Annotated in this window: 10 protein-coding genes; 3 read left to right on the top strand and 7 right to left on the bottom strand. The window is 71.8% G+C overall.

All coding sequences use genetic code 11. The features are described from left to right. The first annotated feature begins 11 nt into the window (after positions 1–11). A complete protein-coding gene (locus IW248_RS15145; RefSeq protein ID WP_196927518.1) occupies positions 12–2,495 on the top strand; it encodes a DNA gyrase/topoisomerase IV subunit A in 2,484 nt (827 codons plus the stop codon). Between the two features lie 335 nt (positions 2,496–2,830). Beyond that, positions 2,831–3,349 carry a TrmH family RNA methyltransferase gene (locus tag IW248_RS15140; RefSeq protein WP_307787971.1) on the top strand — a complete coding sequence of 173 codons (519 nt, stop codon included), beginning with the start codon at positions 2,831–2,833 and terminating at the stop codon, positions 3,347–3,349. A gap of 145 nt (positions 3,350–3,494) precedes the next feature. On the opposite strand, the gene IW248_RS15135 is transcribed toward IW248_RS15140, so the two are convergent. Together IW248_RS15135 and IW248_RS15130 are read right to left on the bottom strand one after the other, a co-directional pair. Further along, positions 3,495–3,932 (bottom strand): hypothetical protein, encoded by a 438-nt coding sequence (locus tag IW248_RS15135; RefSeq protein WP_196927517.1) that lies wholly within the window; start codon positions 3,930–3,932, stop codon positions 3,495–3,497. A gap of 84 nt (positions 3,933–4,016) precedes the next feature. Beyond that, complete coding sequence (locus tag IW248_RS15130) at positions 4,017–4,589, bottom strand: peptidoglycan-binding domain-containing protein (protein WP_196927516.1); 573 nt, start codon at positions 4,587–4,589, stop codon at positions 4,017–4,019. A 332-nt stretch (positions 4,590–4,921) separates the two neighbouring features. Here IW248_RS15130 and IW248_RS15125 point away from each other — a divergent pair, with 332 nt between their 5' ends. Then, positions 4,922–7,669, top strand: coding sequence for an AfsR/SARP family transcriptional regulator (locus tag IW248_RS15125; RefSeq protein ID WP_307787970.1), 2,748 nt, complete (start codon positions 4,922–4,924; stop codon positions 7,667–7,669). An 11-nt stretch (positions 7,670–7,680) separates the two neighbouring features. Here IW248_RS15125 and IW248_RS15120 read toward each other — a convergent pair whose 3' ends face one another. From IW248_RS15120 to IW248_RS15100, 5 genes are all read right to left on the bottom strand, one after another. After that, positions 7,681–8,316 carry an alpha-ketoglutarate-dependent dioxygenase AlkB gene (locus tag IW248_RS15120; protein WP_196927514.1) on the bottom strand — a complete coding sequence of 212 codons (636 nt, stop codon included), beginning with the start codon at positions 8,314–8,316 and terminating at the stop codon, positions 7,681–7,683. A gap of 68 nt (positions 8,317–8,384) precedes the next feature. After that, on the bottom strand, positions 8,385–9,479 hold the full coding sequence (locus IW248_RS15115) for a PseG/SpsG family protein (RefSeq protein ID WP_196930211.1): 1,095 nt from the start codon (positions 9,477–9,479) through the stop codon (positions 8,385–8,387). Further along, on the bottom strand, positions 9,476–10,237 hold the full coding sequence (locus IW248_RS15110) for a cytidylyltransferase domain-containing protein (protein ID WP_307787968.1): 762 nt from the start codon (positions 10,235–10,237) through the stop codon (positions 9,476–9,478). The genes IW248_RS15115 and IW248_RS15110 overlap by 4 nt, the downstream gene beginning before the upstream one ends. Next, positions 10,234–12,060 (bottom strand): class I SAM-dependent methyltransferase, encoded by a 1,827-nt coding sequence (locus IW248_RS15105; RefSeq protein ID WP_196927513.1) that lies wholly within the window; start codon positions 12,058–12,060, stop codon positions 10,234–10,236. The genes IW248_RS15110 and IW248_RS15105 overlap by 4 nt, the downstream gene beginning before the upstream one ends. Further along, positions 12,050–12,898, bottom strand: a complete 849-nt coding sequence (locus IW248_RS15100) for a hypothetical protein (protein ID WP_196927512.1) — start codon at positions 12,896–12,898, stop codon at positions 12,050–12,052. The genes IW248_RS15105 and IW248_RS15100 overlap by 11 nt, the downstream gene beginning before the upstream one ends. Between the last annotated feature and the right edge of the window lie 7 nt (positions 12,899–12,905).

Below are 12,905 nucleotides of genomic sequence, written 5' to 3'. Positions count from 1 at the left end.
AGAGCTGAGTCATGGCACGCCGTAAGGAAAACAAGGTCGACCTCTCCTCGTTCGACCAGGCCGGCGCGCGGGTCTTCGACAACCCGCTGGTCACCGAGGTCTCCGACTCCTATCTGGAGTACGCGTTCTCGGTCATCCACTCCCGTGCCCTGCCTGACGCACGGGACGGCCTCAAGCCCGTGCACCGGCGCATCCTCTGGTCGATGTACGAGCAGGGCTACCGCCCGGATCGCGGGCACGTGAAGTCTGCCCGAATTGTCGGGGATACAATGGGAAAGTACCATCCGCACGGTGACACGGCGATCTATGACGCCATGGTCCGCCTCGCGCAGGACTTCTCCCTCAATGTCCCGCTCATCGACGGGCATGGAAATTTTGGATCCCCAGACGATGGACCGGCTGCATCGAGATATACCGAAGCACGCATGTCTCGCGAGGCCATGCTGCTCGTCGGCGAGCTGGGCGAGGACACCGTCGATGTCGAGCCCAACTACGACGGGTCGCTGACCCAGCCGACCGTGCTGCCGGCCGCATTCCCCAACCTGCTGGTCAACGGCGCGTCCGGGATCGCGGTCGGGATGGCCACCAACATGATCCCGCACAACCTGGCGGAGGTCGTCTCCGCGGCCCGCTGGCTGATCAACCACCCGGACGCCAGTCTGGACAAACTCATGGAGTTCGTCCCCGGCCCCGACCTGCCCACCGGTGGGGTGCTGCTCGGTCTGGACGAGGTGCGCCGGGCGTACGAGACCGGGCGTGGCGTGGTGCGGATGCGCGGCAAGGTGGAGATCGGCCCGATCGAGGGCAGCCGGGGCCGTCAGGCGATCACAGTGGTCGAGCTGCCCTACGGCGTCGGTGCGGAGAAGGTCATCGCCGCCATCACCAACGAGGTCACCAAGACCAAGCGGCTGACCGGCATCGCCGACGTCAAGGACCTCACCGACCGGGAGAGCGGCACCCGGCTCGTCGTCGAGTGCAAGGTCGGGGTCAACCCGCAGGCGCTGCTCGCCGACCTCTACCGGCTGACCCCGCTGGAGCAGTCGTTCGGCGTCAACAACCTGGTCCTGGTCGACGGGCAGCCGCGCACGCTGGGCCTCAAGGCGCTGCTGGAGGTCTTCCTGGCCCACCGGTACGAGGTGGTCACCCGGCGCACCTCGTACCGTCGGCGCAAGCGCCAGGAGCGGCTGCACCTGGTCGACGGTCTGCTGATCGCTCTGCTGGACATCGACGAGGTGGTCCGGCTGATCCGGGGCAGCGACGACGCACAGGCCGCGAAGGACGGGCTGATGAGCCGGTTCGGCCTCTCCGACATCCAGGCGACGTACATCCTGGACACTCCGTTGCGCCGGCTGACCAAGTTCGACCGGATCGAGCTGGAGGCCGAGCAGGAGCGGCTGCGCACCGAGATCGCCGAGTTGAGCAAGATCCTCGACGACGAGCGGGTGCTCAGGAAGGTGGTCTCCGACGAACTGGCCGCCGTGGTCAAGCAGTTCAGCACCGAACGTCGTACGACGCTTGTCGACGGTGACCTGAAGGAGGTGCTGGCCGCGTCCGCGCCGGCCGGCCCGCTGGAGGTCGCCGACGACCCGTGCCAGGTGATCCTCTCCGCTACCGGGCTGGTCGCCCGGACCGCGGCCGAGTCGGAGGAGAGCTCCGAGGGGCGCCGCCGCAACGGCCGGGTCAAGCACGACACGGTACGCGCCATCGCGCACTCCACCGCCCGTGGCCGGGTGCTGCTGTTGACCAGCGCCGGTCGGGCGTTCAAGGTCGACGTCCTGCCGCTGCCGGTGCTGCCCGAGCAGGCGGGCACTGTGTCACTGCGGGGCGGCATGTCCGCGGCCGAGCTGGTGCCGTTGGCGGCGGGGGAGACCGTCGTCGGCCTGGCCCCGCTCGGCGGGCAGGCGGAGGGCTCACCGGGGCTGGCGTTGGGCACCCGGCAGGGCGCGGTGAAGATCTGCGCGCCGGAGTGGCCGGTGCGCTCCGACGAGTTCGAGGTGATCGGTCTGCGCGACGGTGACGAGGTGGTCGGGGCGACCTGGCTGACCGACGGCACCGAGACGCTGACCTTTGTCACCTCGGAGGCGTCACTGCTGCGCTTCCCCGCCGGGTTGGTCCGTCCGCAGGGCCTCAAGGGCGGCGGTATGGCCGGCATCAATTTGCCGGCCGGTGCACGGGTGGCGTTCTTCGGGGCGGTGCGCACCGACGACCCGGGGCATGGCGAGCCGATGGTGGTCACCTCCACCGGGGCGACGGTCAAGGTGACGCCGTTCAAGTCGTACCCGGCGAAGGGCCGGGCGACCGGCGGCGTGCGCGCGCACCGCTTCCTCAAGGGTGAGACGGACGTGGCCGTCGCCTGGGTGGGCCCGCGACCGGTCGGCGCGACGGCCACCGGCGACCCGGTGGAGCTGCCCGCGGCGGACCCGCGCCGCGACGGCAGTGGCTTCGCGGTGATGCTCGGCCCAACTGTGGTAGGCCACCTGATCGAGCGCGATTAACCCACCCGCGTTGTCGCGCCGGCCCGGTCGTGCCCGGCTGCAAGATCCGCACAACTTTGGGGAAGTTGCTGCTTCCGGGAGACCGCAGGCAGCAATTTCCCTGACGTTGTGCGGATCTTGTCGCTCGAGCCGCCGAAGATCGTGCTCAATCCTGGAAGTAGTGGTTTCACCGACGCGGTGATGCCACTCGATCCTGGATCAAGCACGATCTTGCGGAGTGGGGTGTCCGCCAGCGCGCTATGGTGGGGCCCTCTGCTGTCGGTGATGGTTCGGGTGCACCGCGAAGCACCCTTTAACATGATTTCTCCTCTGTCCGGCGGAGTCGCCGGCGCGGCGTGAGCCCTGCCATCCGGGTCCGGCCGAGGCGTGAGCTACGCGCCGCCCGCCGTCCCCGGCCACACCGCTGTTGGGGTCACCTGATCGCCGCGCCGCTCTGGCCAATGCACGGCGCGAACCTGGGCACCCTGTTACGGACGTGCGACGCGGTCGGCGCCTGCCTCGCCGTACCCCCGTTCCGTTGGGTGGACGAGGCCGTGGCCCGGGGCAACACGCTGCGTCGGCCGGGCTGCGTTCACCGGGTCAGCAGTCCGCTGAGCTGGCTGGCCGCCGAACGGGCTGCCGGCACCCGGGTCCTCGGGGTGGAGTTGGCCGACGAGGCCGTCCGGCTCGGTGACCTGCCCGCCGCTCGGGGCCGCACCGTGGTGCTGCTGGGGCACGAGGCGACCGGGATCCCACCCGAGGCGCTCGACCAACTGGACGCGGTGGTGGAGATTCCCATGGTCGGCCATGGCCACAGCCTCAACGTCGCGGTGGCCGGCTCCCTGGTCCTCTACAAACTGGCCGGCCTCCTCTAGGACGGCGCCCGGTCGCCGCTGGATCAATGGCGATCAGGCCGGAGAACCGCAAGGTAGATCCGGATAACCGGACCCCCGCGTCCGGACCTACCTTGCGAGTCGCTGGTCACGCGTGGCGGTCGGGCCACTCGCGATGCTTACCCGGTCAGACCGCCGGGTTGGAGTAGGCCTTGCGCCAGAACGCCGCCTTGGTCCCCGGCCCGGCGATGCCGTCGATGGCACCGGTGTAGCCTTTGAACTTCTTCAAGTTGGCCTGTAGCGACACGATCGTCCCGGCTCCCACGATTCCGTCGATGGCGCCCCGGTAGGGAGAGGGCTGGTCGGGCCAGTTGGCCAGGTAGCGCTGCATCGCCTTCCAGCTGTTGGTCCCTAGCGCCCCGTCGATCGCGCCGTTGTAGCCGTACATGGTGAGGATCCACCGCTGGATCCGCTTGGCACCCTGCTTGTCAAGGCCGAGGTTGACCACGGCCGCGCTCGCCGGGCCTGCGAAACCGACCACCGCCACGCCCGATGCCGCCACCGCCAGCAGCCCGCCTCGGATCAGCCCGCGACGCGAGACGCCGTTCCGCCTGCTCTGCTCCATGCTCGTCACTCCATCTGTCGGTATTTTTCCCGGATCGGCGCACAGGCTGGCCCGGCATCCGCCACGTCGCGGTGCTGGGCGAGGTCAGCAGGTGCGGGAGTTGTAGGCGGCCCAGTAGGGGCCGCTGCCCTGAGGCGGGTAGAACCGGTAGTTTCCGTCGGGCGAACGCTGCAGGACGAATTGGTGCGAGCCGTACGGGCTCCTGGAACCCGTCGCCCCGTGGTACACCACGTACAGCCAACCGTTCTGGTTGTCGTGCTGCACCAGCTTGTCGCCGGCCTTCGTCCAGCTGTTCCGGCCTGCGGAGCCATCGGCGGATAGGCCCTTGTCGCGCTGGAAGTTCCTCGTCGCGGCATCGGTCTGGTCGCCGAAGACGCCGTCGACTCCGGACGAGGGCAGGTAGCCGTTCGCCCAGAGGATGGTCTGCCAGAGGCAGGCGACGTTCGAGCTGCGGTGCGTGGTGACGTTGGTGACGCCTTCGTCATCGAAGTCGTCAGACACCCCGCCGGTGCCATGGACGTACGCCCTGCCCGTGTAGGAGCCGCTGGCCGCGGCCGGCGTGGCGATGGTGACGTTGATGCCGATGGCCAACGCCGCGCCGATGGCGGGCACGGCAACTCTCTTGAGGATGCGGCGGGTGGAGCGGAGCGACGACATGTGTCTCCTCTGGTCGGGAATCAGAAGGGGGCAACGGTGCTGGGGCGTCGCGGCAGCGTCGTGCAACCAGGCTGGCGATCGGTGCTCCTGGATGGGGCGGTGAGGACGGTAGAACCGTCCTCACCGCTCCGAGGCCCCCCTTGGAGAAGGTACGGTGGGGCCGGTACAACCGCCGCACAACTCACGCACAGCTCATCTACTCGCCCGCCTGTCCGGGTGCGGTACGCGTGGCGGCACAGTGCAGCGCCCACATGTGAGGTGCCTGGTTGCGTTTCGAACTCCTTGGCCCGTTCCGGGTGTACCGCGATGGCCGGCTGGTTCCACTGGGATCGGTGAAGCAGCGTCTCCTGCTGGCGACCCTGCTGTTGCGCCCGAATGAGGTCGTCGGCACCAACGAGTTGACCGCGATGCTGTGGGGTGACGACGAGCCGGCGTCGGCCGCCGCGAACCTGCGCACCTATGTGCGCGGGTTGCGGCGGTCGCTGGGCGGTGGGGTGACCTGGGACGGGATAACCGCTGCGGCCGGCGGTTACCTGCTGCGGGTGGGCCCGGGCGAACGGGACCTGGACCTGTTCGACGCCGCGGCGGCGCGGGGCCGCGAGGCGCTGGCCGTTTCCGATCTGGACCGGGCCGAGGCCGAACTCTCCGCCGCGGCGCGCCTGTGGCGTGGTGCGCCGCTGTCCGACCTGCCGCTGCGCTCGACGCTGGCTCGGCGGGTGGCGCAGTTGGAGGAGCGCCGGCTGCTCGTCGAGGAGGACTACGCCGAGGCGGTGCTGGCTCTCGGCGCATCGGCCGACGTGGTGCACCGGTTGCGCGGCCTGCTCGACCGGCATCCGTTGCGGCAGCGGGCATGGGGCCAGCTGATGCTCAGCCTGTACCGCATCGGAGACGTAGCCGGCGCACTGGATGCTTTCCGGCAGGCCCGACAGACGCTGGCGGAGGAGACTGGCCTCGATCCCGCGCCCGAGCTCGTCACGCTGTACGACGACATCCTGCATCACCGCCCGGGCCTGACGGCGCAACCGCCGGCGGGGCCGGACCTGCCGGCGCCGGAGACGACAGTGGGGCCGCTCATCCAGCACCCCGAGCAACTGCCGCGTGCGGTGCCGGAGTTCGTCGGACGCAGCGCCGAGTTGGCGGGCCTCGACGGGCTTCTGCACAGCAGGGCTGACGGGTCGACGAGCGTGGCCGTCTCCGTGGTGTCCGGGATGGCCGGTGTCGGCAAGACGGCCCTGGCGTTGCACTGGGCGCACCGGGTTGCCGACCGCTTCCCGGACGGCCAGCTCTATGTGAACCTTCGCGGCTACGACGAAGCCGGCGCGGTGTCCCCGCCCGACGCCCTGTCCGGCTTCCTCGAAGCGCTCGGCGTGCCGCACGCCCGGATACCCTCCGACATGGAGGCCCGGACTGGTCTCTACCGCAGCCTGCTGGCCTCCCGCCGGATGCTCCTGGTGCTCGACAACGCTCGCGACTCCGCCCAGGTGCGCGCCCTGCTGCCCGGTGCGGGCCGTTGCATGGTCGTGGTCACCAGCCGTGACCGGCTCGGCGGCCTGATCGCCGCCGAGTGCGCCACGCCGTTGACACTGGACGTGCTGACGGTGGAGGAGTCGAGGAGCCTGCTGGCCAGGCGTCTCGGGGTCAGCCGGCTCGCCTCCGAGTCGGTGGCGGTGGCCGACATCATCGAGGCCGCAGGCCGGCTTCCGCTGGCACTGTCGATAGTGGCGGCGCGTGTCGCGACCCATCCCACGTTCCCGCTCAGCGCGATCGCGGCCGAACTGCACTCGGCCGAGGCGAGGCTGGACGCCTTGGCCGACGGCGACGTCCGGCGCGTCTTCTCGTGGTCGTTCCTGGCCCTGGGGGTGGACGCGGCCCGGTTGTTCACCCTGCTGGGGCTGCATCCGGGCCCGGACCTGACCACCGCAGCGGCCTCGGCGCTCGCCGGTGTGTCGGCCGCGGCCGTTACTCCGATCCTGCGGGAACTGACCCGGCTGCATCTGCTGGCGGAGCAGGCGCCCGGCCGGTTCGCCTTCCACGATCTTCTGCGCGCGTATGCGGCCGAGCTCGCACAGTCGTCGGAGCGTGGCGACGAACACGGCGCAGCCCGACAGCGCCTGTACGACCACTACCTGCACGCCGCCTATCCGGCCGCCCGGCTCCTTCAGCCGCAGTGGCCTCCGATCGAGCCGGTGCCGCCGCTGCCCGTACCCGTCAGGCGGCCGGTGACCGATCACGACGGCGCGCTCGCCTGGTTCACGGCGGAGCATCGAGTACTGGTCCGGGTGGTCCGACAGGCTGCCGAGAACGGTTTCGAAACGTACGCCTGGCAGATCGCGTGGGCGCTGACCACCTTCGTGGCGCCGCGCGGGCTGTGGCAGGACCAGCTCGCCATCCAAGAGGTCGCGCTGGGCGCCGCGGAGAAGATCGACGACATCGCCGGTCAGGCCGTCGCCAACCGGCTGGTCTCCCGCGCGCTGACCCGACTGGGCGACCGCACCACGGCCGAGTACCGGCTCAAGCGCGCACTTGAGCTGCACGAACGTCTCGGCGACCCGATCGGCCAGGCCCAGACGCTGCACAACTACTGCGAACTCTGCTACCTGGACGGTCGGCTCGACGAGGCGCTCGCACACGGTCGCGAGGCGCTGCGGCTCTACCGGTCGGTCGGCAATCACGCAGGCGAGGCCCGGACGCTCAACGCGATCGGTTGGCTACTCGCCACCACCGGCGACTATGTTCAGGCCATCGCCAGCTGCACCGAGGCCCTCGACCAGCAACGACTGTCCGACGACCGCAACGGTCAGGCCGCGACGCTGGACAGCCTCGGCTTCGCCTACGACCGCCTCGGTGAACGTGACCGCGCGGCCAACTGCTACGAGCAAGCGATCGAACTCTTTCGCGACTCCGCGGACCGGTATCACGAGGCTGAGACCCTCATCCGACTCGGGGAAACCCGGGAGGGGATGGGTGACCGGAACGCCGCCGCCGTCGCTTGGCGCCTGGCCGCGCGGATCTATGAGGACGTGGGCGACCCCGCAGCCGAGGAGGTCCGCCGCCGCCTGGAACGTCTGATTCCGGCCTAGCCGAGCCACAGTCAGGCGACGTTGTGGGGGCGGAACTGGACGCTCACCCGCGGGCCGACGGGGCGGGCGGTCTTGGGGATGGCGTGTTCCCAGGTGCGTTGGCAGGAGCCGCCCATGACGATCAGGTCGCCGTGGCCCACCGGGAAGCGCAGGCTCTCGCCGCCGCCGCGCGGGCGTAGCAGCAGCGGTCGGGGTGCTCCGAAGGAGACGATCGCGACGATCGTGTCGGTGTGCGCCGAGCGGCCGATGGTGTCGCCGTGCCAGGCCACGCTGTCGCGCCCGGAACGGTAGAGGCACAGGCCGGCGGTGACGAAGGGTTCGCCCAGCTCGGGCGCGTAGTGCTCGGTGAGCGCGGCCCGCGCGTCGGTGAGCACGGGGTGGGGGAGTTGCCGCGCGCCGTCGTACCAGCAGAGCAGGCGGGGCACGTCGACCTCGGTCTCATACATGGTGCGCCGTTCGGCACGCCAGGGCACCTCGGCGAGCAGGGTGTCGAGGACCGTGTCGGAGCCGCGCACCCAGCCGGGGAGGTGGTCGACCCAGGCGCCTCGGCTGAGCTGGTGTCGGCGGATCTGGCCGGGCAGTGGCCCCAGGGTCGGCCCGGCGTCGGCCAGGTCGAGCATCGACGGCTGGTAGGCGGCAGGCGTCATGCAACCACCCTAGCAGCACTTTCGTACACCCGTGCTAGCCCTGAGTCGGGGCCCGTGGCCGGCTGTGGTCAGCCGGTGACGGCGGCGGCGCGTACGGCGTCGAACACCGCGTCCACGACCCGCGCCCGGCCCTGCCCGTCGACAGTGGACCAGGCCCGCGCGGCGAGCGTCGTGCGCCGCTGCGGTGAGCTGAGCAGCCCGTGCAGGGTCCGCGCCGCCGTCGCGCGGGCGGCTCGTCCGGCGACGCCGCCGGCGGTCAGCTCGGGAAGCTCGCCGAGGCCGGCGGCCAGGCCGTGTCGCACCACCCGGGTGTACGACTCACGTTGGTTGTCGACCACGCAGACCAGTGCAGTGGGTGCGCCGAGGCAGCAGAGTTCCCAGGTGGACGTGCCGGCGGCGCTGACCACCAGGTCGGCTTCGGTGATCAGTGCCGGTAGCGAGGTGGTGGGCGGGACCGGTCGGATGATCTGCCCCCGGCCGGGGGTGACGTCCTCGACCTCGGCTTCGATCTCCGGTCGCCCCACGATGACTGTGAGGTCCATCGGGTGACCGGTGGCCACCAGCACCCGGGTCAGGACCGGGGCCGCGCCGACCGCGTCGGTGCCGCCGAAGAAGGCCAGCACCCGGGGGCGGCCGACCGCCGTGGCGGGCGGGGCGACCGGTGGCCGGGCGCTGATCACGGTGTCGCGCAGCAGGGCGTACCCGCTCCCGGCGAGCAACCGGCCGGGCAACCCCACGCCGGCACCCAGGCCCGGCACGGCACCCGGGCCGGGCAGCTCCGCTCCGAAGTTCTGGTCGAGGTAGAGGTCCGCGACCTGGCCTCGGCTGTCGCCGTCGATGATGGCGAGGGTGTACACGCCGGCGGCGCGTAGGGCGCCGGCCCCGGCCGGGTCCAGTTCGTAGGAGTCGAGGACCAGCACGTCCAGGTGGTGTCGGCGGGCCGTCTCGACCAGTTCGGCCGCCGAGTCCGGGCCGGGGAGCAGCGGGATGCCCCGGGCGGCCAGCTCCGCGGTTGCCCAGTCGAGGCGTTCGACGGTGCCGAACACCGTGACGTCGGCGCCCCGGGCGAGGAACTCCTCGGCGAGCGCCAGGCAGCGGACGAGGTGGCCGACGCCGCGCCGTGGCCCGGCGTCGCAGCGCAACCCGACCCTCAGGGTGCTCAGGACTCCTCCAGCGGCTTCTGTCGTACGTCGGCGTTGAGCGAGCGCAGCCTGGGCTGACCGTCGAGCCAGTCGGCGAGCTTGGCGAGCGGCACGCTGACGTCACCGAAGTGGTCGATGATCGCGCTGACCAGCGCCCAGTCCTGCTCGGTGTCGAGGGTCAGCCGCAGCGCGGAGCGGTCCGGGGTGAGCGTCACCCCGAGCACCCGGAACAGCTCCGGGTGGGTGTACGCGTACGAGGTCACGTGCACCCGGTGGTGGTCGGTGGCGAGCCGGCCCAGGGTGCGGAGGGTCTCCGCTCGGATGATCTCGACGTCCAGCCCGCGGGGCAGGGTCCGGGCGATCGAGGTGCTCGCGTAGTCCAGCCCGGGGACCGCCCGGTACACCGACGCGACCAGGGCGATGATCTCCGGGTCGAGCAGGGGGCAGTCGGCGGTGAACCGCATGACGGCGTCCCCCGGGTGTGCCGCGAGGGCGCCCACGAAGCGGTCCAGCACGTCGTCGACCGGCCCGCGGTGGCACGGCACGTCGAGCCGCGCGCATTCGACGGCCACCGCGTCGTCGACGGTGTCGGTGCTGGTGGCGACCACCAGGTCGGCCAGGACGCCGCTGTCCCGGGCGGCGCGTACGACCCGGCCCAGCACGGACCGTCCGGCGAGCGGGCGGAGCACCTTGCCGGGCAGTCGGGACGAACCCATACGCGCCTGCACGATGCCGACGATCCGTGGCCCGGAGCCGTCGGTGGGGAGTACGCCGGTCACTGCTGCTCCTCCTGCTTGGGGGCGAGCACCGCGGTGGCCCGGCGTTTGGCGGCGCGGGCGCCCCGCTTGGCCAGCCGGGCCGGGGTGATGGCGAGCCGGCCCACCCGGTAGCTGAGCGACCCGCTGAGCAGGTGGATCGTCGTCTCGGCCCGGCGCAGCGCCCGTTCCCGCGAGGTGAGCAACTCCTCTGTCCACGCGGTCAGCGCGGCCAACCGGGTGAGTTCTTCGCGCTGGCGCAGCCACGCCTCGCGCAGCTGCTGGTAGCTGTGCCCGCCGACCGGCGGGTCGGTCGGCGCGACGGCGTGCAGCTCGGCGGCGAGGTCGACAGTGCCGCCGGCGTCCAACCCGTGCAGCGCGGCGGCGATGGCCGCCTCGGCCTCCACCGCCTCGTCGACTGTCGCGCGGTCGAGGTCGTGGCCGGCGAGGCCGCCGAGCACCACGGTCAGGCCCGCTACGTCGAGAGTGGACGACCACGGGTGGGCGTACCCGCCGGTGAGCAGGCCCGCGGCGAAGCGCCACAGGCCGCGGGCGAGCACCACGTCGGCGGGCAGCGCGGCGGTGGCCCGCCAGCTGGGGTCGAGCACCGCGTACCGCTCGCCGTCGACAACGACGTTGTCGGTGCCGGCCAGCGCCGCCGCGCCGGCGATCCGACCGTCGGTGTCGGCCTGGTCGGCGAGCCAGCCCGCGTACCCGTGCAGCAGCGCGCGCAGGGTGGCCAGGTCGCGGCGCAGGGCCGCGTCGAGCAGCAGGGTACGCAGCAGCCGGCCGGACGGCACCGGCCCGGACAGCGCGTCCACGTCCCGGTAGGCGGCCTCGCGGCTGGCGAACGGCGCGACGGCCGGCGTCGTCGCGTCGACGGCCGGGATGAGCCCCCAGCGCCAGCCGGAGGGGCCGTGCAGCACCTCCAGCACGCCGATCCCGGGGCGACCGGTCTGCATGAGAGCCACCGGCAGGTCCGGATCGGCGGTCGGCGTGGTCGGGTCCGTGGGGTCGGTGGGCCGGTGGGCGAGGGTCAGCCAGCTCGGTGCGAGGTCGGCGGCGCGTCCGGCGTGCAGCGCGTCCACCGCCAGCCGGGCCGGGTCCTGGAGCACTGTGGCGCTGGTGAAACCCCCGGCGCAGGCGCCGTGCAGCACCGCGTCGAACAGACCGGAGCCCGCGTCCCGGTCGAGGTGGTCGGCGTCCAGCAGCGCGGTCGGGGTGTTGACATCGGGGTACGCGGCCCAGCACGCGGCCGGCCGCAGCCCCGCCGCGCGGAGCCGCTCGCGCAGCTGGTCCCGGTTGGCCGGGTGGGCGCGGTCCAACACGCCGCCGATCATCCAGGCGGAGTCGTCCCGGAGGGCGTACCAGGGGGTGGTGTCGACGAGCCGGTGCAGGCCCAGCGGGTTGTCCAGGCGCAGCAGCAACGCACCACCCGGTCGTACCGCGGCGGCGAGTCGGGCCAGCACACCGTCCCAGCCGAGCCGGGCGCCCTCCACCGACTCGACCGGGTCCAGCCCGGCGGCCGCGATCACCACGTCGTACGTCTCGTCGTCGGGCAGCCCGCTCGGGCCACCCACCACCACGCGGGCGGCCCGGTGCGCCAGCGCCACCGCGTCCGGGTGGCTGCGCAGCAGGCAGGTCACCTCGGCGTGGGTGAGTTGGTCGAGCAGCGCCGGGTCGTGTGGACCGGCCACCAGGACCCGGGCGCCGGGCGGCACCAGCCGGGCGGCCAGCGCGGCGAGGGGTCCACCGTTGGCCAGCCGCTCCTGCGGCAGGTCCGACCAGGCCAGCATCTCGCCGCCCGGCAGGGTGATCCGGCCGGCGGGTGCCGTCTCAGTCGTCACGGTCTTCCTCTTCCTCCTGAAGGTGCGCCCAACCGAGCAGCTCGCGGAGCTCGGCGGGCGTGCATCGGTGGTCGGTGCCCAACTCGGCGCGGGCGATCTCGACCGCGGTGGGCAGGTCGACGGTGGTGCCGTGCAGCTGTGGCCACTGCCGTCGGATCCGGGCGGTGCCGCCGAAGGTGGGGTCCTCGTTGGACAGGATCATCGGGTCGCCGTAGACCGCCGGCTCGCACCCCGCCGCGATGCCGTAGAAGATCGCGCTGGTCAGCCGGTTGGATGCTACCCGGCGGTGACGGCGCAGCTCGGTGAGCTGTCGGTCGAGGAACTCCGGGTCGGTGTCCTTCCACCAGTGCCCCCGGTAGCCGTGGCAGATCACCCGGAACCCGGCGCGCTCGTAGAGCCGGCGCACGTTGCGCATCCGGTACTCGTGCCAGTAGAGGCAGACCGTGACCGGGCCGGGCTCGGTGTCCTGGATGAGGGCGATCAGTTTGCGGTGGTCGCCCTTGACGTGCTGACCCTCCCAGCCGTGGAACGGGTACCAGATGGTGCCCTCCCGTTCCTCCGCCGGTGGTTCCTCGGGTCGCAGGGCCAGCAGGTAGGTGAACGGCGCGCCGATGACGACCACGTTGCGTCGCCCCACCGACCAGGCCCGGCGGCGGGTCTGCTCGGACCAGAGCAGGCTGGGGGTGCGTTCGGCGTACGGGTGGCCGGGGGCGAGGCCGTCACCGATGTTCCAGCCGTGCTGCACGTACCCGTTGATCCGTGGTGGGTGCCGGTCGCCGAGGCCGGCGTACCGGGCCAGCACGTGCGCGTGGCCGTAGAAGTGGTTGGCGTGGTGCATCAGGTTC

Origin of the sequence: Micromonospora ureilytica (assembly GCF_015751765.1) — a bacterium.
Taxonomy (GTDB): domain Bacteria; phylum Actinomycetota; class Actinomycetes; order Mycobacteriales; family Micromonosporaceae; genus Micromonospora; species Micromonospora ureilytica.
The sequence above is the reverse complement of the archived record's forward strand: the minus strand, read 5'-3'. Positions and strand labels throughout refer to the sequence as shown.

Bases quoted from the DNA above. Each gene is read 5' to 3' on its own strand.
- IW248_RS15145 (WP_196927518.1), top strand. From the start codon at position 12: ATGGCACGCCGTAAGGAAAACAAGGTCGACCTCTCCTCGTTCGACCAG.
- IW248_RS15135 (WP_196927517.1), bottom strand. From the start codon at position 3,932: ATGGAGCAGAGCAGGCGGAACGGCGTCTCGCGTCGCGGGCTGATCCGA.
- IW248_RS15130 (WP_196927516.1), bottom strand. From the start codon at position 4,589: ATGTCGTCGCTCCGCTCCACCCGCCGCATCCTCAAGAGAGTTGCCGTG.
- IW248_RS15120 (WP_196927514.1), bottom strand. From the start codon at position 8,316: ATGACGCCTGCCGCCTACCAGCCGTCGATGCTCGACCTGGCCGACGCC.
- IW248_RS15100 (WP_196927512.1), bottom strand. From the start codon at position 12,898: ATGCACCACGCCAACCACTTCTACGGCCACGCGCACGTGCTGGCCCGG.